Raw genomic sequence first — 18728 nt, forward strand, 5'->3', positions numbered from 1 at the left:
GTTCTGGTTCTTGAAGGAGGAATTCTTGCCATCACGACGGTCGAAGCGCTTGCCGCCCTTATGCCCGCCCTTGCCGTGATGCTTGAAGGAATCGCCATGCCGCTTGCTGTCGTGCTTGTGGGCATGCTTGGAGGATGTGGAATCAGTCACTGTGTTCTTTCGATCGTAAGTCGGCCGCCAACGCGGCCCAGCCGCACTCCCGCGGCATTATTCAGACACTTCAGCTTATCGCGAGGTATCGAATTCGACGCGCGGCACGGGCGTCATAGCCGCGACGGCGGCATACGACGGCAAACAGCAGCGTCAGTATGTCTTGACGGCCAGGTCGATAGTCAAGGCGATGCCGGCGATGACCGCCGCGATACGCATGATGCGGGCGGGAACCTTTCTGGTGACCGGCGGGGCGATATAGCTGCCGGCGAAGCATCCCACGCACATCGCGATCGCCAGGGGCCAATCCACGACCCCGCGCACGATGAAGACCACGGACGCGCTCATATTCGCGCCCCAGCCGATGAGGGTCTTGAGCGCGTTGACCTGATGGAACGGGCCGATGTCTGCGGCGTCAAGCACCGCAAGGACCAATGTGCCGGCGCCGGCGCCGAAATACCCGCTGTAGACCGCACAGCACGACACACCGAGCCAGACCCACCATGGGTCTTCGGAGAGCGGTTCGGTCTGCGTGCGGACAAGCGGGCGGGGACGCCGCTGTTTCTTCGGGCCGGCCACGGCTTGCCCCGACCCTTCGAGTCCCAGCTGGGCCGCCTGGGCCTGTGCATCCGCGGCGGCCTGCCTGGCTTCGGCGCGTCCACGGGGATTCAGCGCGATGGCCGCACTGCCGAGCGCGATCAGCGGAGGAACGACGAATTCGAAGACCTTCGGATCAAGTCCGAGCAGCAGCAACGCACCCAGAATGCCGCCGACCACGCCGATCGTCACGTAAATCGCAGCCCGTAGATGCTGCCCGTGCAATTCTTTTCGGGCACCGAGCGCCCCGCCGAATCCCGTGCCCAGCACACCGACCGTGTTCGACGCGTTCGCGATGACAGGCGGCACGCCCAACGCCAGCAATGCAGGATAGGAAATCAGCGATGACGCGCCCACGGCATAGCCGACGAAGCCGGCTCCTACGCCGGTGAGCACCACCACAAGCAGGGTGAGTACCGAGTATCCTGCAATCATTGTCTCTCCTTACGCGCGTGTTACGCCCGCCCGCTTGCCATGCCGGTTGCCCCGCCGATTGCCGTGCGACCGATGGTATGAGGAATCACCAGTATGTCCATATTTGTGTTCATATAGTGAGCATCGGGGATTGTCTTGACCGCACAATCTCGTCGGCATGACCGCCTACTACGACCCGGTACCCGTCCGCCGTGCGACACGTCAGTCGCACAAGCAGCCGAAACCAACCCACCGCCCCACCACACCCATAGGTATCCGTCCGCAATGCGACCAGCCAGCCCCACAGCAGCCAGATAGCAACCCACCACAACATCCCGGCCACGATACCCGACCGCGGTGCGACCAACCAATCCCATTACAGACGGGTACCGGACCATCACACAGCCCCAGCCGCCATATCAACCCGCGGTGCGACCAACCAATCACACGGCGACGCGATACCGCCACACCGCCGCACCACAGCCAAGGTATCCGCACACCGTGCGACAAGCCGATCACACCGCGGGCAGATACCGGCTACCCGTCGGCCATAGCCGGAGGTATCCGTCTGCAATGCGACCAGCTGATCACACCGCGGGCAGATACCACCACAATCGCCACGAGAACCAGCCCAATCGGCCCGCCGTGCGACACGTCAGTCGCACAAGCAGCCGAAACCAACCCACCGTCACATGCCAAGACCCGACGACTCCCGTCACCCCCACCCGCTGTAGACCGCATACGCCATAATGGAAGGGTTATTGTGACCGATTACATTCCATATGCACCCGCGTGGTGCACATCAGGAGAACGGAACAACTTTGGCTGAGTTTATTTATCAAATGATCAAGGCGCGCAAGGCCTACGGCGACCGGGTCATTCTCGACGACGTGACCCTGAGCTTCCTGCCGGGCGCGAAGATCGGCGTGGTGGGCCCCAACGGCATGGGCAAGTCCACGCTGCTGCGCATCATGGCGGGCCTCGACACCGTCTCGAACGGCGAAGCAACCCTCACCCCTGGCTACACGGTCGGCATCCTCCAGCAGGACCCGCCGCTTGACGACGACAAGACCGTCGGCGAGAACATCAAGATGGCGTTCGGCCCGATCGCCCAGAAGGTCGAACGGTTCAACCAGATCGGCGAGGAAATGGCCAATCCGGACGCCGACTTCGACGCCCTCATGGAGGAAATGGGCAAGCTGCAGACCGAGATCGACGCCGCCAACGGCTGGGATCTCGACTCCCAGCTCGAACAGGCCATGGACGCGCTGCAGTGCCCCGACCCCGACACCCCGGTCAGCGTGTGCTCCGGCGGCGAGCGCCGCCGTGTCGCCCTATGCCGCCTGCTGCTTGAGGCCCCCGACCTGCTGCTGCTCGACGAGCCCACCAACCACTTGGACGCCGAATCGATCCTGTGGCTCGAACAGTTCCTGCACCAGTACAAGGGCGCCGTCATCGCCGTCACCCACGACCGCTACTTCATGGACAACGTGGCCGAATGGATCTGCGAGGTCGACCGCGGCCACCTGTACCCGTACAAGGGCAACTACTCCACGTATCTGGAGACGAAGGCCAAGCGTATGGAAATCCAGGGCGCCAAGGACGCCAAGCTCGCCAAGCGTCTGAAGAACGAGCTCGACTGGGTGCGTTCCTCGCCGAAGGCCCGTCAGGCCAAGAACAAGGCACGTCTGGAACGCTACGACCAGATGGAGGAGCAGGCGCGCAACTCCAAGAAGCTTGACTTCTCCGAGATCCAGATCCCGCCGGGGCCACGTCTGGGTTCGCAGGTGCTGGAAGCCGAACATATCCACAAGGCGTTCGGCGACCGCGTGCTCATCGACGACCTCTCGTTCACCCTGCCGCGCAACGGCATCGTCGGCGTAATCGGCCCGAACGGCGTGGGCAAGTCCACCCTGTTCAAGACGATTGTCGGTCTGGAGCCGCTCACCTCGGGCAAGCTCACCATCGGCGACACCGTCAAGATCTCCTACGTCGACCAGAACCGTGCGGGCCTCGACCCGAACAAGAACCTGTGGGAGGCTGTCTCCGGCGGGCTTGACTTCATCGAGGTCGGCGGCGTGGAAGTGCCCACCCGCGCCTACGTGGCGAGCTTCGGGTTCAAGGGCTCCGACCAGCAGAAGCTCGTGAGCATGCTCTCCGGCGGCGAGCGCAACCGCCTGAATCTGGCGCTGACGCTCAAGCAGGGCGGCAACCTGCTGCTGCTGGACGAGCCGACCAACGACCTTGATGTCGAGACACTGGAAAGCCTGGAGAACGCGCTGCTCGAATTCCCCGGCTGCGCCGTGGTCATCTCCCACGACCGCTGGTTCCTCGACCGCATCGCCACGCATATCCTCGCGTGGGAGGGCACGGACGAGAATCCTGCACACTGGTACTGGTTCGAAGGCAACTTCCAGGCGTATGAGGAGAACAAGGTCGCACGCCTCGGCGAGGACGCGGCACGGCCCCATCGTCTGCATCGCAAGCTCACGCGCTGATACGCCACGGGCGCTAGCGCGCCAACGACCACCGGGAAGCCTCCCGTCGGCACCGCCGGCAGGGAGGCTTCCTTGCGCCTGGACATGCGTCTGGATATCCCGGTTCGTCTCGCGGTCATCGGGCGTTCATCCGATGCCATACCACGTTTACACGCATGAGGACAAATTGAATCGCGCAGGAAATACGCGGCTGCTGTACTGGGGTCAACACGGCAGCATGTACGGCATGCGGATTTCGTGGCAGCGCGCTGTTTCCTCTGCGAAATCCGGAGATATTCCGGCAAACGGATTAGACTACAGCATGCGGCGCACGACGCCGATCGGATCCGTGCCCGCCGCGCTGGCAGTCGGGCAGGCAGAAAAGAGCGATTATGACGCAGAACGAACCGATGACACCATTGAAACATCTGGTGAAAGTACTGAAACTAGGGACCCCCTCGCCGCATCGTGACCATACGTACATCAACGGGGAAAGCCTGTATTTCCCCACGGGGCGCGTCTACGGCGGCCAGGTGATCGCGCAGTCGGTCGTCGCCGCGGCGAAAACCGTGCCGAACGGCCGGCTTCCCCATTCCATCCACGGGTATTTCATCGCCGCCGGAGACATCCGCCAGGACGTGCTGTTCGACGTGGAAACGCTGCGCGACGGGCATTCCTTCTCATCGCGGCGCGTGAACGTCACGCAGGCGCAGGGGCCGATCCTCACCGCCATCGCCAGCTTCCAGGAGACCGGGCAGCGTGGCGTCGAATTCGCCGACCCGATGCCGTCCGACGTGCCCGGACCGGAAGGGCTCACCAGCGCCAAGCAGCTGATGGAGCCGTATGCCGACCGTTCTCCCTTCGCTGATTTCTACGCCAGCAAATCCCCGTTTGACATCCGCCATGTGACGCCGACCATCATGCTGGGTGCCGACCACAAGTCGGCGGACCGGGACAGCGGCCGTCAGATGGTGTGGATGAAAGCCGACGGGACCGCCGACGTGCCGCAGGTGATGCACCGGGCGATGCTTGCGCTCGGCTGCGACCAGATCATGATGGAGCCGGTGCTGCGCCGGGCGGGTCTGAGCATCGCCACGCCGGGTATTTCCTACGCTTCCATCGACCATTCGATGTGGTGGTACCGCGATATCGACATCAACCAGTGGCACCTGTACGTGCAGGACACCCCGACCGCCGCCCACGGACGTGGGTTGGCGCTGGCGAAAGTGTATTCCCGCGAGGGCGAGCTCGTCGCGGTGATGGCGCAGGAAGCCATGATCCGCGTCCCCGACGAGACGCTCGACAAGATGCAGTCCGCGGACGCGGCCGGCAGCGCCCACTGACCGAGCGCACCATACCGTCCGCGCCGCCTGCGGGCTCTCTTCCCTATCAACCTTCTGCCGACGCTGACAGCGCCCTCACCATCGGCAAATGCAGAACCATAACCCTCTGCCGACGCCTAGCAGCAGCCCAGCACCGGCAGAAGCGGAATGTGAGCGATGCTAGCTGCGTCTGGCGACACCGCTGCGGACAAGCTGGCGCCGCTTACGCTGGCGCTCCTTCATCTTCGGGTTCTCCGGGCCCTCATCCGGCGGCAGCTGGCAGAACCATTCGCTGATGATGCCGATAATCATGTCGATCAGGCTGACCGACGCGGCGATGGCACATTCGCGGATGGCGCTCGCATAGTAGGGTGCCTCGCCGTGCGGTAACGCGACCACAAGCTGCACGCCATACCAGCCCAGCAGAAACGCCGCGGCCAGCCCAAGCGCCTTCGACAGGATCAGCGTGTTGACGGCCCGCTCCGGGTCCAACCGCCGCGTGCGTTTCTTCGGATCGGTCCGCGCATAGGTACGCACCTGGATTGCCAGTGCCAGTACCACCAGTCCCATGACCAGCATGACGACGGATACCGCGACCGGCGCACCGAGCATGTCGAATTGCAGGCTGTCCGAGAGTTTCGCCACACCCACACCGAGCAGACAGCCCGCCAGCGCTGCGATCACGTACTGCCACCATGGGGTTCTGCGCATGGTTATCGGTCTCCTTTCATATTTGCCGTGCTCATTGCATGCCTCCCAGGATCCAACGGTCCGACAGCAGTCCCACCTGTGTCGCGTCGGGGGCGAGCGCCAGCAGGTACGACAGCGGGTCGCCGTCAAAGCTGGCGTCAGGCTCGATATCCATCCACGGGGCAAGGACAGCCGCACTGGTTTTTGCGTCCCGCCAGCCGACCTCTTCACGCGGGCTGTCCCCGGTCTCGGAACGCATCATGACCGCATGCAAGGCGAGCGAATCCTGATGCCGGGCGCTGATGGAGCCGAGCATGTGGCTGAGTGCGGGCAAATCAAGACGCGTATCCACCAGGACGACGGCGGACATGGACTCCGGCCCGTCGATGGCGCTGACATGGTAAAGCGGCGAGATGCCGGTCACCTGGTTGCCCGGGACGCTGTCCAAGGCCACGACGGCGGCACGCATAAGCTGTTCCCCGTCGCTGTCGCCGCCTCGCATGGCGATCACGGCGTGGGATGGCTGCTGTGCCTGTGCTGCGGTATCGGCGTGCTCGCCGTCGCCACCATGCTGGCCACCGTCGCACTGGCCGCAGGACTCGTGCCTCGGCATCGATCCGCTGGCCTGCGCCGCCGGCGTGGTATCGGCATGATCGCCGTCATCGGCCAGACGGTGGATATGCACCGTGATGTCATCGATATCCGCCCCACGAGGATGGCCGGCATGAAGCATGACATCAACGCCGCGGGCACGATGTGACAGCAGCACCGCCTGCGCGATGCGCCCGGCGATGGCTTCCAGCAGCGTACAGTCATGCGCGCCCGTAGCCATGACCTGCCGCACCCGGTCGACCAGCTGGGCGTAATCCACGGTTTCGGTGATGTCGTCGTCGGCGATGGCTTCGCGCAGATCAAGCTCGACGGCGACATCCGCGCATAGATCGCGCCAGTATGGGGCCTGACCATGACCAGAACAAGCGGACGGGGATCCGCCCTGCCCTGCGGCGGCGCGAATCCCCGTCAAACGTATGGAATCCATGCGGTCACTCGCCCGACTTCATGCCGACACCGCGCTTGAGCGAATCCGGAATCTCTACCGGAGGCTTGTCGGAGTCCGGCCGACGTTCGTCGGACAGCCACACCTCACGCTTCGGGGCCTTCTTCACGTTCGCGAAGATCTCGGCGAGCTCCTTCTCGTTGAGGGTCTCCTTGACCAGCAGCTGCCGGACCAGCTCGTCGAGGATGTCGCGGTTGTCGTTGATCGCGTTCCACGCCTCGGTGTGCGCGTTCTCGATCAGCTTGTCCACCTCCTCGTCGATGATCTGCGCGGTGCGTTCCGAGTACGGGCGGGGCTTCAGCCCGTCGTAGTCGTCCTGGGCGTCCGCGTTATCCCATTTGATGGCCCCGAGCTTCGAGGAGAAGCCGTATTCGAGCACCATCTTGCGGGCAATCTGCGTCGCCTTCTCGATATCGTTCGACGCACCCGTGGTCGGGTCATGGAACACGACCTCCTCGGCGGTGCGCCCGCCCATCGCGTACGCCATCTGGTCGAGCAGCTGGTTGCGCGTCTCGGAATAGCGGTCCGAGGTCGGCATGACGGCCGTATAGCCCAGGGCCCGGCCTCGCGGCAGGATCGTCACCTTGGTGACCGGGTCGGTGTCGTGCATGCACGCGGCGACCAGAGCGTGGCCACCCTCATGGTAGGCGGTGTTGCGTAGCTCGTTGAGCGCCATACCCTTTGACTGGCGCTTCGGGCCGGCCTGCACGCGGTCGATGGCCTCGTCGATGGCACGGTTGTCGATCAGCTGGGCGCCGGCACGGGCGCACAGCAGCGCGGCCTCGTTGAGCACGTTCGCCAAATCGGCGCCGGTGAAGCCGGGCGTACGCACGGCGACCATATGCAGGTCGACGTCCGGCACGAAGGGCTTGCCCTTGGCGTGGACCTTCAAAATCGCCTCGCGGCCTTCCAGATCCGGGGCCTCGACGGCGACCTGGCGGTCGAAACGGCCCGGGCGCAGGAGGGCCGGGTCAAGCACGTCAGGGCGGTTGGTCGCGGCGATGATGATCAGGTTCGTATCGTTGTCGAAGCCGTCCATTTCGACGAGCAGCTGGTTGAGCGTCTGCTCGCGTTCGTCATGCCCGCCGCTCATGCCGGAGCCGCGCTTGCGGCCGACGGCATCGATCTCGTCGATGAAGATGATGGCCGGGGCGTTCTTCTTCGCCTCATCGAACAGTTCACGCACGCGGGAGGCGCCCAGGCCGACGAACATCTCGACGAAGTCGGAACCCGAAGTCGCGTAGAACGGCACGCCCGCCTCGCCGGCGATGGCGCGCGCGAGCAGGGTCTTGCCGGTTCCAGGAGGGCCGTACAGCAGCACGCCACGCGGGATGCGGGCGCCCAGCGCCTTGTACTTGGACGGGTCCTTGAGGAAGTCCTTGATCTCCTCGACCTCCTGCAGCGCGGCATCCTCGCCCTTGACGTCGGCGAACCGGGTGCTCGGGGTCTGGCCTTCAAGCAGCTTGCTGCTGTTCTTGCGCCCGCCCATGCCGAGCATGCCGTTGCTCATGCGGCTCATCATGAACCACAGGAGCCCCAGGAAGATGACCAGCGGCAGGATGGAGGTGATGAGGTAGGACATCGTGCTGGTCTGCTGCATGCTGGATGTCCAGCCGTTGCTCGGCTCGTCCGCCTTCACCGCCTTGATGATATCGGCGCCTTGGGCGAAGGTGTAGTAGAACTGCACGTTCTTGCCGTAGTTGTGCGTCTTGCCTTGCGCGTCGGTCTTCGTGTAGTCGTTCTTGAGTTCGAGCTTGACCAGCTGGCGGTTGTCGATGACCTCGGCATACGTGGCCTGGCCGTTGTCGAGCAGCTTCAGGCCGTCTTCCGTATTGATGGTCTGCGTGCCGCTGGAGGCGAACATCTGGAACGCACCGATGGTGAGCAGTACCAGTACGACCACCCACAGCCATGGGGACTGCCACCACGGACGGTTGCCGTTGCCTCCCTTCGGCGAGTTATCGGAATCGCCGCGGCGGAACGGGTTGCCGTTGTTCCCACCCATTGGAGGCCGCTGTTGCGGGCCCTGCGGATAGCTCATGCCTGTTCTCCTTGATATACTTCCGGCTTCAGCACCGCGATCGAATCGAGGTTGCGGAACCGCTCGTCGTAGTCGAGGCCGAATCCGACGACGAACTCGTCGGGGACCTCATACCCCTTGTACTTTACCTGCACGTCCACTTCCCGCCGGGACGGCTTCTCCAAGAGCGCGAAGACCTCCACGGATTGTGCACCTCGGCGCTTGAGCTCCTCGACCAGCCATGCGAGCGTACGGCCGGAATCCACGATGTCCTCGACGATGAGCACATTGCGCCCGCGCACGTCCGTAGACAGGTCCTGGCGGACGGTGACCGTCCCGCTGCTCGACGTTCCCGACCCGTAGCTGGACAGGCTCATGAAATCCATCTGCACCGGGATGCTCATCGCCTGCGAGAAGGCGACCATGGTGTTGACCGCGCCCTTGAGCACCGCTACGAGCAGCGGGTCCTTGCCGCGGTAGTCCTCACTCACCTGCGCCGCGACCTCATCGATTTTCTTGTGGATATCGGCCTTGCTGATCAACTCGTGGTCGATCTGGTCCTGAACATCAGCGATTTTCATGCCCACTATCTTGGCACACGCGAATGACGTGTTTCTGGCGAAAAGCTTGGTACCCGCTGGGAAGATTCACAGCCTGCTGGCCATGCCAGTCGACGATAAGCTGCTCGATGGCTTCGACATGCCGCGCCGAAACCGGCACGTCCAACGATGCGCACGCCCGGGCGATCACCCGCCGCCTGATCGCCGCCGGCTGAACCGCGAGCGCCCGGGCGTCAAGCCAGACGCCGGGTACGGCAGTCGCCGCAATCTGCACACTCGTCCGATATACCGCCGCAGCCTGCCCGTCAAGGTATTCGCGGTCGCTGGCCGCCCCCTCGGCGTACCGGGCGAGATGCCGGGCGATATCGCCGCCGGCGATATCCTCGAGCACCGGCATCAGGTCATGGCGGATGCGCGAGCGGAGCGGATAGTCGCGCGACAACCGCTCCCCCGGTGCAATACCGTCGCCATTGGTCGGGTCGTCCCACCACGTGATGGCCAGATCACGGCAGATGCCGGTCGTCTGCGCGCGGGTCAGTCCGAGGAACGGGCGGAGCAGTGTCACGCCGTCGCGCCTGCCGGCCCTGGGCATGCCGCACAGCGCGTCCACACCGCCGGAACGCAGCAGGCCCATGATGATGGTTTCCGCCTGGTCGTCGCAGGTGTGGGCGAGCAGGATCGCCTGCGCGCCGCAGGCTTTCGCCTCGTCGACCAACGCCTCGTATCGTGCGTCACGCGCGGCGGCCTCCTGACCCTTGCCGTCGGGTTCGACATGCACGAAACGCACGGACACCGGGTCGAGTCCCAGCAGCGAGCAGCGAGCGGCGGCGTCCAGCGCCGCCTCGGTCGATCCGGCCTGGACGCGATGGTCGACGACGATGGCACCGCAGCGTAGCCCCAGCATGCCGCACACGATGTGCGCGACCGCGGCGAGCGCCATGGAGTCGCGTCCCCCTGAACAGGCGACCAGTACAAGCGGGGCATCGGGAAGCGGCGTGTGGGTGCCGTGACGGGTGAAACGCCGGTCACGCAAGCCCAGGCCCGCATCCTCCAGACTCGCACGGACCTGCCCGATCGCCGCCCTGAGACCTGCCGTGTACGCCATATGCCGCTCCTTTGCTGCTCCCTGATCGCTTCCTAGAGCCCTGCCAGCGCGCTCATGAACTTGTTGATCGCGATGCGCGCCGAATACAGGTTTGCCGGATTGTTGACGATCACCGCGAAGGACAACAGCCCGCCGTTGGTGCGGGACACATTGCCCGCCATGGACGTGACGTTCTCGAGGCTGCCGGTTTTCACGCGTAATTGCCCGGCGACCGTCTGGTCGGTGAGACGGGATTTCGCCGTGCCCACCAGTCCGGGAATCGACAGTCCTTCCGCTGCAGCGACCGCCCCGCCGACCCGGAGATTGCGCTCCTGGACTTGCACGAGCGTGGTGGCGGTCAGGCGCGAGCCGTCAGACAGGCCAGAACAGTCGGCCATTACGAGGCCGGACGTGGAAACGCCGAGCTTGTCAAGCTCCTGTCTGACCGCGGTGGTCGCCCCGGTCGGGCTGTTCTCGTTACCGGTCGCGTTGGCGAGCAGCCTTCCGAACTCCTCGGCGAGCGTGTTGTCGGAGTGGCGCAGAGTGAACGCCATGATTTCGGCAAGTGTCGCGGACTGCACGGTTGCCAGTGCGCCCAGTCCGGAGGGCATGCTCGCGGCCGCCGGCGAACCGCTGACGGTGATGCCTTGTTCTGCCAAGCGCTGCGCGAATGTCGTGGCGGCGTCCGCCGCCGGGGTCGTGGACAGCAAGGGATAGCTGGTGAACAGGTCCGGGTCATGCTGCTGGCCTGCCGTCCACTGGCGTCCACCATCCACCGCCATCGAGGAAACGGCGGTGTAGTACATATTGTCCGGATTATTCTGTGCGATGGTCGCCGGGTATCTCGGATCGGCGAAGAGGGTGTCGTCGTAGCGCAAGGCGACCGATGTTATCCCACGCTGCCTGAGCGCCGTCGCCGTGGATTTCGCCAGGGTCCCGAGCCCTGCCCGGCCGTTGACATGATTCGGATCGCTGTCCCCGGAGCCCAGCAGCATATCGCCGCTGCCTTTGAGGTACAGGGTTGCCGTCTGCCCGTCCGCCTGTGCCAGGTATGTGCCGGTTGCGAGCGTGGAGCCCATGTCCAGCACGGATGCGGCGGCGAGCGAGGTCAGGGTTTTCATGGTCGAGGCCGGCTCACGCTGGGTGTCAGGCTCGTGGCTGGCGGCGACCTCACCGTCGGCCGTGGCGATGACGATGGAGAAGTCGGTTCCCACGCTGGGGTCTGCCGCAAACGTATCGATGAGCTGTTGGGCGGCAGCGGCGTCGATGCTCTTCGACCGGTCAGCGGTGCCGGCAATCGTCGTCGCAGAGCGGGCGGCCAGGGGCGCCGCGTACGCCGGGTTGCTCACGTTGCGCAAGGTCAGTACCCCCGGGGAGACGTCCGTGATGTCGCCTACGGCATAGCCGACAACCAGCAGGACGGTCAGCGCCGACGATACGGCGACGCGGATTGCGCGACCCGTACTGGTCCGTCGTTGCCTGCTCAGCTCCACCCGAGCCCCCACGGCATGCTCCTTCCGTCAAACGAAACGGCTACGCACGCCGGTCGGGGCCGGCATGCGGTACTTGTCCAACAGCTTAGCGCCGGACGGGGAACGATACGTCAAACGTTTGCATGACGCGCCCGAACCGCTATTTCCCATGGTGCTCGATCGGCTTCCATTCGGCTTTCGAGAACACCGCCTGGAAGGAGATCGGCACGTAGCTGAGCATGTAGATCGGGAAGCTCAGCACATAGGCGAACAGCTCCTTGTTGGTGGCGCCGATCTGGTCGCGTTCGGCCACACAGGTCAGTGCGGCGAGCCCCATCATGGCCAGCACGCCGAGCACGATGCCGTAGGTCCATCCGCCGACCGCGTTCAACTGGCTCTGCCATGTGACAAAGCCACAGGCCGCGAACAGGCAGCCCAGCAGGAACCTGGCGATGCCGAGCACCATGAACGGGCAGAGCACCAGCGTGAAATCGATGCAGGAGAAATCGCGTTCTCGCACCGCGCGTTTGATGAGCGCCGGGCCGTAATAGCGGAACACCTGCAGGAACCCCTTGCTCCAGCGCAGGCGCTGACGCCAGCTCTGGCCGAAGGTGACCGGCTGCTCATCGTAGAGGATCGCGGTGCCGCAGTACCCGATCCGGTCGCCGTGCAGCACTGAGTCCATGCTGAATTCAAGATCCTCGGTGAGCAGGTGGAACTTCCAGCCGCGGTTGCGGCGCATGATCTCCTGGGAGAACATGAATCCCGTGCCGCCCACATGGCAGCTCGAGCCGAACAGCATACGCGAGTTGTTGAGGAACCGCGATTCGCGGATGAACCACAGGGCGGATCCCGAAGAAACCCAGTTATCGGCAAGGTTGACGGAATTGCGGTAGCTGGTGAGGATCTTGAAGCCGGCGTGGAACGCCTTGTTCATCTCCTCGATGTAATGCTTGTCGAGCCGGTTGTCCGCGTCGAACACGAAGAACGCGTCATACTGGTCGGTGACACCCTCGTTGATCATATGGTCCAGCAGATAACTCAACGCGTAGCCCTTGCCGACCTGTTCCGTATTGAACCGCTCGACCACATGGCATCCCATGCCGCGGACCAGCCCGGCGGTGTTGTCGGTGCAATTGTCGGCCACCAGCCAGATGTCCACCAGCTGTGACGGGTAGGTCTGCGAGCGGATCGAATTGATGAGGTTGCCGATGACGGCTTCCTCGTTGCGGGCGGAGATCAGCACCGCGTACCGCTTGTCCATCGGCGCGTCCGGGAAGGTGATCTGCTTGGCGAACAGTGAGGCGACCACGCAGATCGCCTGATACACCAGCCCGGCGCCGCCGATGATCATGAGCAGGATATCGAGGACGGACAGCAGGACCATCAGTGCCACCTCTTTCTCGGATTGTCGTCAGCCGGAGCATGTTCTTGCACACGGCGCGATGTCTCGTGAGCCTGGGTACCGCCGGTCTCGCCTTCACGGTTCGCGGCTTCGTCAGTGCCTTTGAGCGGTTTGGCCTCGGATGGGATAACGCCCTTGGGTATCGCTACGGTCGGGACATCATCGCCGCCGCTTTCCGTGGTCTGACGGTATATCTGTTCCTGGAGTTCACGCAATTCCTCGCCCACCGGGACATGCGAGCCGGAGCTTTGTGTCACACGGGGCATACGCTGGCTCATCGGCTTGATGACATGCTCGTTGAACGCTTCGGCCCCCTCGACCACCTTGGACTTCCGTTTCGGTTCCGGATCGTTCATCAGCGGTGAATCAATCAAATCGTACCGCTTGGTATACGCACGGAAGATCGCTTGCAGGCTGGCGGTGATCGGCAAGGCGAGGAACGCGCCGAGAGCGCCGAACAGCGAACCGAAGATCAGCACGCACAGGAAGGCGATCGCCGGGTTCAGGTCCATGGTGCGCTGCGAAATCTTCGGGGAGAGAATCAGATTCTCGATCTGCTGGTAGATGACGATGAATACGACCACAATCACCGCATAGGTGGGCCCGCGCGACGCCCATGCGAAGATCACCGGCAGGGCGCCGCCCAGATACGTACCGATCGTGGGCACGAATTGCGCGGTCAATCCGCAGAACAGCGCCAGCGGCAGCCAGTATGGCACGTGAATGACATCAAGGAAAATCGCTGTGCATGTGGCGTTGATGGCTGCAAGGATCGTGCGGGAGAACAGGAATCCGGAAATCTGGTCCTGCACTACCGTCCACGCGAACAGGAAACGACGCTGGGTGGACGGTCCGAGCCACTGGCACATGCTGCGTCGGACACGAGGCCCCGCGGCCGAAACGTAGTAGGTCACCATAAGCACGGTCAGCAGGTTGAACAGGAAACCGAACACGCCGACGGTCGTGTTATAGGCCTGCCCGGCGACGTCCGTGAGCCATGACGTCTTGAGGTTCTTCATCACTTCGCTGCCGAGATTCTCCATCTGCGGCAGCTCGAAATCGAACTGCTTGGACACGAAATCGGCGATCTGCTCGTAATAGGCGGGCACGCTTTGCACCATGGAGATGACTTGCTGGACGAACATATTGCCGAACAACACCATCAACGCAATCACAATGACGGATACCCCGATAAGGCTGACGGCGGACGCCGCCCCACGCTTCCAGCCATGGCGAATGAGCTTGATCACCAGCGGTTCGATGGCGAGCGCGATGAACACCGACACCACGATGTCAAGGACGATGGTGTCGACCTTGCCCCACGACTTCCAGACGAACACCGCAAGAAACACGGCGATCGCGGCATAGAAGAGCCCACGCCCCCACCATTCCGGCGGGCGCCGGGGGTCGCCTTTCTGCGGGAAGACCGAGGCGAGATCGATTTGCGGTTCCTCTTGTTGGCTCATGGCTCCCCATTCTACATAGGCGACACGAAGCGCCGACAGTTGCCGGCATGCGTGGCACCCGCACTGCGAGGGCACTGTAGACGTCCTTGCCTATCCTAGGAAGCATGCTATCCGTATCGATTGTCATTCCCGCGTGGAACGAAGAGGAGCGCATCGCCGACTGTCTGACGAACGCAACCCGTCAAACGGTGATGCCCCATGAGGTGATTGTGGTGGACAACCGGTCCACCGATGCGACCGTCGACATTGTCAAGCAGTTCATGGAAGAACATCCTGACGCCCCGGTCCGTCTGCTGCACCAGGACGAGGAGCAGGGGCTCATCCCGACACGCAACTACGGGCTGAACCACGCCACCGGCGACGTACTGGGCCGCGTGGACGCCGACTGCATGCTCAAGCCCGACTGGGTCGAAGTGGTCTCGGGTATTTTCACCGAGGACCCCGAGGCGATGGGCGCGACCGGTCCGGTCGTCTACTACGATATGCCCGCCAAGCGCGTGGGTTTGCGCGGCGATGATAGCGTCCGCCGGCACATGTACCGCGCGGACGGCGACCAGGTGCTGCTGTTCGGGTCGAATATGGCGTTGCGCGCGAGCGCATGGCGCCAGATCGCGAACGAGGTGTGCCGCGACCGCGAGGACGTGATGCACGAGGATATCGACGTTTCCCTGCATCTGCTTGGCCGCTCGATGAAAACCGTGTACTGCCAGCGCATGATCTGCGGCATTTCCGCGCGGCGCATGGACACGTCGTTCACGTCGTTCCGCAATTATATGAACCGTTTCCGCAACACGTTCGCCGCCCATCCGGATCATTGGCGCAAGCGCAAGCCGGAACATACGCTGTACGCGCTCTACCCGTGGATGCATACCCTGTACCCGATGTACCAGCGGTATCTGGACCGCATGGATATCAACCCGGCGGAACGGCTGTGGCTCAAGGAGCAGTTCGATGTCGCCAGACGTGACGAGCAGGATGAAACCGACGTGGATGCGGCAGATGCCGGCGATATGAGCGCTGCGGACGACGAGGCCGGCATCGGCAAGCAGGCTGCATCCGAGACGCTGACTGCTGCTGGGCCGGACCGGTAGCGTCTCGGGCATGATCACGGCGGGTAGCCATGCCGGCACCCCCGGTTCCGCAGCCCATATATGCAAACTGGTTACGCTGGGATTGTGCCCAGCGTAACCAGTTTGTATATCAGCCACAATCAGTCACACGATGATTCTCGTTGCGGCCTCGTCTGGCGCGGCGCGTGCCGACGTGCTGATTTGCGTTACATCAAGGACGTGTAAATCGCGAGGATATCCTCTTCGGTCGCCTTGCGCGGGTTGCCCGGCGTGCACACGTCGTGGAACGCATCATGAGCGAGCGGCTTGAGATCGGCTTCGGTCGCCCCGACCTGCGAGATCCTGGTCGGGTTGCCCAGGTCCACGGTCAACTGGTGCACCGCCTGGACCGCTTCCTCACGTACGGTCTCCAGATCGCCGGTCATCGCGTCCGCGACGCCGAAGGCCTGCGCGATATCACGGTACTTTTCGCCCGTATAGTCCTTGTTGTATTCCATGACCGGTGCGAGCAGAATGCCGTTGGCCACGCCATGGGCGACCCCGAGCCGCCCGCCGAGCGGATGCGCCATGCCGTGCACGAGACCGAGCCCGACATTGGAGTAGGCCATGCCGGTGATATAGCTGGCGTACGCCATCTGCTCGCCCGCCGCCTTGTCGCCGTCGGCGCTCTTGGCGAGGTTCTGCGCGACCATACGGATGGTCTGCATGGACAGACAATCAGACAGCGACCATGCGCCGGGCGTGATGAATCCTTCAATCGCGTGAGTCAACGCGTCCAGGCCGGTGGCGACTTTCAGCCCGCGCGGCATGGAGTCGGTCAGATTGGGGTCGACGAAGGCGACGACAGGGATGTCATGCGGGTCGACCGCCACAAACTTGCGCTTGTTCGCCGTATCGGTAATCACATAGTTGATGGTCGTTTCCGACGCGGTGCCGGCGGTGGTGGGCACGCCGAAAATCGGGACGGACGGGTTCTTCGTATCCGCCACGCCTTCCAGGGACAATACGTCGGCGAACTCCGGATTCGCGGTGACGATGCCGATGCCCTTGCACGTGTCCTGCGGCGAGCCACCGCCGAGACCGATGAGGAAATCGGCTCCGGCGGAAGCGAATTTCCTCACGCCGTCCTGGATGCATTCGACCGGAGGATTCGGCTTGACGTTGTCGAAGATCTCATACGGCATGCCGGCCTCGTCAAGCACCGCGGTCACTTTCGCCACGGTGCCGGTTTCCAGCAGCACCGGATCGGTGACGATGAACGCCTTCTTGAACCCACGCGCCTTCGCGGCGACAGGTATCTCACGAATCGCGCCACGGCCAAAATATGCGGTCTGATTGAAAATCATACGGTATACCATGTGTGTTCTCCTTCGAACAGTTCCCGTCGTGCGGGATCGCCATTGACGAGGCCCATTGTACTCAATCCAGAAGTGGACACACGAATGGCGGCTCAGCGTGCTGCGCTGCAGGTCGCCGGCATACGGCTGCCGACATACAACTGCCGGCTTCGAATGCCGACAGCTTCATGCTGGGTGTCATGGTGCCGTAGCGGGCTGGGTGTCATGGTGCCGTAGCGGCGTCATGGCATACTGAGGAGGGGCATCAACGAGGAGAAACACCATCATGAGAAGGGACAAACAATGACGACATCTGATGACATCTTCAGAAGCACTGACGACTGGCAATCCTCACTGGAAGTACGTGATACCCATGCCACGAATCCACTGATGGACATATTCGCGACACTGTGGAAGCACAGCAGCGACGACCACGCCCTGACGCCTGACGACATCATCGATCTGCTCCAGGCGGATAACCGCCAGAACTCGTTCTATAAGGCTCCTTCCAGGGACACCGTGGTCAACCAGCTGCAATACCTTGAATACTCGCGCATCCTCGGCCGTGAGGTCCGACGTACGGACGACGGCGAGACGCCAGACGGCGAAGAGAACGACAGCAGCCGTTGGTATATGGCACCGGTACTCTCCCCTTCCGAAGTGCGTCTGCTCGAAGACAGCCTGATGCTCTCGCGGATTGATCCGGAGGAACTCCAAGGAGTCATCTCCGGCCTGTATCAGCTTGCCGGCGGTAGTACCCCGTCCAAGGATCTGCCTGACATCTCCATTGATGGCTACGAGCACATCAACGGGGAATTCCTCACCACGGTCGAGAAGATCACCGAAGCCATGAACAGCCAGCTGGCCGTCGATTTCTCATACTGCGACTATGACGAGCACGGCACACTGGTCAAGCGGCTGGACCACCGGACCGGCAAGCCGAGACGCTATGTGTTCGACCCGTACAACATGGTGTACAAGAAGGGCGGATACTATCTGCTCGGGCACTTCCACAACCAGCCGATTCCCCAAGACACCGACCAGAATGAGAATCACACCAACCTGTTCTGTTTCGCGGTCGACCGCATCCGTAACCTGCGAGTCACCGGTACGCGGATCACCGTGCCTGCCGGCACTTGGGACGAAAACGGATTGCCCCGGGCACTGACCGGTGCGCCCCGATTCGATGCGGTCGCATTCGCCAGGCAACGTCCCCACATGACCATGGGCACGCTGGTCGACGTGGTCATGAGCGTCGGGCCGGGCATGCTCACCAATGTGTACGAATGGTTCGATGATCCCAAGGTCGAACGTGTCAACGGGCCCTTTGACCCCGATGACAGCCAAGAGGGAATCGAGACATTCCACTACCGGGTCAGCGTGCGCAGTCCCAAACTGGGTATTATCTGGTGGGCGTTGCAGTACGCACTCTCCGATGTCCGGGTCGAATCCCCGCAATCGGTGCGTGATGAACTCCTGCGAGCCGGCTTGCTGCTGACACGGCGTTACAGCGACGAGTGACGTCGTCTTCCATTCCAGCTGGTTTCCGGTGCTTCCTCAATCAGCAGAACGCATCGGAAACCGGCTTTCCCGTTTCGCCCCTGTCG

Annotated in this window: 14 protein-coding genes; 4 read left to right on the plus strand and 10 right to left on the minus strand. The window is 63.1% G+C overall.

Annotated elements, in window-relative coordinates:
• Window positions 1–303: 303 nt before the first annotated feature.
• A complete protein-coding gene (locus WD012_RS01050) occupies window positions 304–1182 on the minus strand; it encodes a sulfite exporter TauE/SafE family protein (protein WP_339561954.1) in 879 nt (292 codons plus the stop codon).
• 800 nt (window positions 1183–1982) lie between these two features.
• On the opposite strand from WD012_RS01050, the gene ettA reads away from it, so the two are divergent.
• Together ettA and WD012_RS01060 are read left to right on the plus strand one after the other, a co-directional pair.
• Entirely contained in the window at window positions 1983–3659 is a 1677-nt protein-coding gene (gene ettA, locus WD012_RS01055; RefSeq protein WP_339561955.1) for an energy-dependent translational throttle protein EttA, read from the plus strand.
• A 371-nt stretch (window positions 3660–4030) separates the two neighbouring features.
• Complete coding sequence (locus tag WD012_RS01060; RefSeq protein WP_339561956.1) at window positions 4031–4981, plus strand: acyl-CoA thioesterase; 951 nt, start codon at window positions 4031–4033, stop codon at window positions 4979–4981.
• 159 nt (window positions 4982–5140) lie between these two features.
• On the opposite strand, the gene WD012_RS01065 is transcribed toward WD012_RS01060, so the two are convergent.
• From WD012_RS01065 to WD012_RS01100, 8 genes are all read right to left on the minus strand, one after another.
• A complete protein-coding gene (locus WD012_RS01065) occupies window positions 5141–5677 on the minus strand; it encodes a DUF3180 domain-containing protein (RefSeq protein ID WP_339562097.1) in 537 nt (178 codons plus the stop codon).
• Between the two features lie 25 nt (window positions 5678–5702).
• Window positions 5703–6689 carry a dihydroneopterin aldolase gene (locus tag WD012_RS01070; protein ID WP_339561957.1) on the minus strand — a complete coding sequence of 329 codons (987 nt, stop codon included), beginning with the start codon at window positions 6687–6689 and terminating at the stop codon, window positions 5703–5705.
• A gap of 4 nt (window positions 6690–6693) precedes the next feature.
• Window positions 6694–8748 (minus strand): ATP-dependent zinc metalloprotease FtsH, encoded by a 2055-nt coding sequence (ftsH, locus tag WD012_RS01075; RefSeq protein ID WP_339561958.1) that lies wholly within the window; start codon window positions 8746–8748, stop codon window positions 6694–6696.
• Window positions 8745–9308, minus strand: coding sequence for a hypoxanthine phosphoribosyltransferase (hpt, locus tag WD012_RS01080; protein ID WP_339561959.1), 564 nt, complete (start codon window positions 9306–9308; stop codon window positions 8745–8747). The genes ftsH and hpt overlap by 4 nt, the downstream gene beginning before the upstream one ends.
• Entirely contained in the window at window positions 9295–10392 is a 1098-nt protein-coding gene (gene tilS, locus WD012_RS01085; RefSeq protein WP_339561960.1) for a tRNA lysidine(34) synthetase TilS, read from the minus strand. The genes hpt and tilS overlap by 14 nt, the downstream gene beginning before the upstream one ends.
• A gap of 32 nt (window positions 10393–10424) precedes the next feature.
• Window positions 10425–11876, minus strand: coding sequence for a D-alanyl-D-alanine carboxypeptidase/D-alanyl-D-alanine endopeptidase (gene dacB, locus WD012_RS01090; RefSeq protein ID WP_339561961.1), 1452 nt, complete (start codon window positions 11874–11876; stop codon window positions 10425–10427).
• A gap of 127 nt (window positions 11877–12003) precedes the next feature.
• The gene (locus WD012_RS01095; RefSeq protein WP_339561962.1) at window positions 12004–13230 is read right to left on the minus strand and encodes a glycosyltransferase family 2 protein; all 1227 of its coding nucleotides are present in this window, start codon (window positions 13228–13230) and stop codon (window positions 12004–12006) included.
• On the minus strand, window positions 13230–14714 hold the full coding sequence (locus WD012_RS01100) for an AI-2E family transporter (protein WP_339561963.1): 1485 nt from the start codon (window positions 14712–14714) through the stop codon (window positions 13230–13232). Before WD012_RS01100 ends, WD012_RS01095 begins: the two co-directional genes overlap by 1 nt.
• Before the next feature lie 104 nt (window positions 14715–14818).
• Here WD012_RS01100 and WD012_RS01105 point away from each other — a divergent pair, with 104 nt between their 5' ends.
• Window positions 14819–15805, plus strand: coding sequence for a glycosyltransferase family 2 protein (locus WD012_RS01105; protein ID WP_339561964.1), 987 nt, complete (start codon window positions 14819–14821; stop codon window positions 15803–15805).
• A 185-nt stretch (window positions 15806–15990) separates the two neighbouring features.
• On the opposite strand, the gene fucO is transcribed toward WD012_RS01105, so the two are convergent.
• Window positions 15991–17142: a lactaldehyde reductase gene (gene fucO, locus WD012_RS01110; RefSeq protein WP_339561965.1), complete on the minus strand. Its 1152-nt coding sequence runs from the start codon at window positions 17140–17142 to the stop codon at window positions 15991–15993.
• A gap of 282 nt (window positions 17143–17424) precedes the next feature.
• On the opposite strand from fucO, the gene WD012_RS01115 reads away from it, so the two are divergent.
• A complete protein-coding gene (locus tag WD012_RS01115) occupies window positions 17425–18642 on the plus strand; it encodes a helix-turn-helix transcriptional regulator (RefSeq protein WP_339561966.1) in 1218 nt (405 codons plus the stop codon).
• The last annotated feature ends 86 nt before the right edge of the window (window positions 18643–18728 follow it).

It is taken from the genome of Bifidobacterium thermophilum (assembly GCF_037482445.1).
GTDB classification, from domain to species: Bacteria; Actinomycetota; Actinomycetes; order Actinomycetales; family Bifidobacteriaceae; genus Bifidobacterium; species Bifidobacterium thermophilum_B.

Excerpts from the sequence above, each read along its gene's own strand:
- WD012_RS01050 (WP_339561954.1), bottom strand. The coding sequence starts at position 1,182 with ATGATTGCAGGATACTCGGTACTCACCCTGCTTGTGGTGGTGCTCACC.
- WD012_RS01060 (WP_339561956.1), top strand. The coding sequence starts at position 4,031 with ATGACGCAGAACGAACCGATGACACCATTGAAACATCTGGTGAAAGTA.
- WD012_RS01070 (WP_339561957.1), bottom strand. The coding sequence starts at position 6,689 with ATGGATTCCATACGTTTGACGGGGATTCGCGCCGCCGCAGGGCAGGGC.
- ftsH (WP_339561958.1), bottom strand. The coding sequence starts at position 8,748 with ATGAGCTATCCGCAGGGCCCGCAACAGCGGCCTCCAATGGGTGGGAAC.
- hpt (WP_339561959.1), bottom strand. The coding sequence starts at position 9,308 with ATGAAAATCGCTGATGTTCAGGACCAGATCGACCACGAGTTGATCAGC.
- tilS (WP_339561960.1), bottom strand. The coding sequence starts at position 10,392 with ATGGCGTACACGGCAGGTCTCAGGGCGGCGATCGGGCAGGTCCGTGCG.
- WD012_RS01095 (WP_339561962.1), bottom strand. The coding sequence starts at position 13,230 with ATGGTCCTGCTGTCCGTCCTCGATATCCTGCTCATGATCATCGGCGGC.
- WD012_RS01100 (WP_339561963.1), bottom strand. The coding sequence starts at position 14,714 with ATGAGCCAACAAGAGGAACCGCAAATCGATCTCGCCTCGGTCTTCCCG.
- WD012_RS01105 (WP_339561964.1), top strand. The coding sequence starts at position 14,819 with ATGCTATCCGTATCGATTGTCATTCCCGCGTGGAACGAAGAGGAGCGC.
- fucO (WP_339561965.1), bottom strand. The coding sequence starts at position 17,142 with ATGGTATACCGTATGATTTTCAATCAGACCGCATATTTTGGCCGTGGC.
- WD012_RS01115 (WP_339561966.1), top strand. The coding sequence starts at position 17,425 with ATGACGACATCTGATGACATCTTCAGAAGCACTGACGACTGGCAATCC.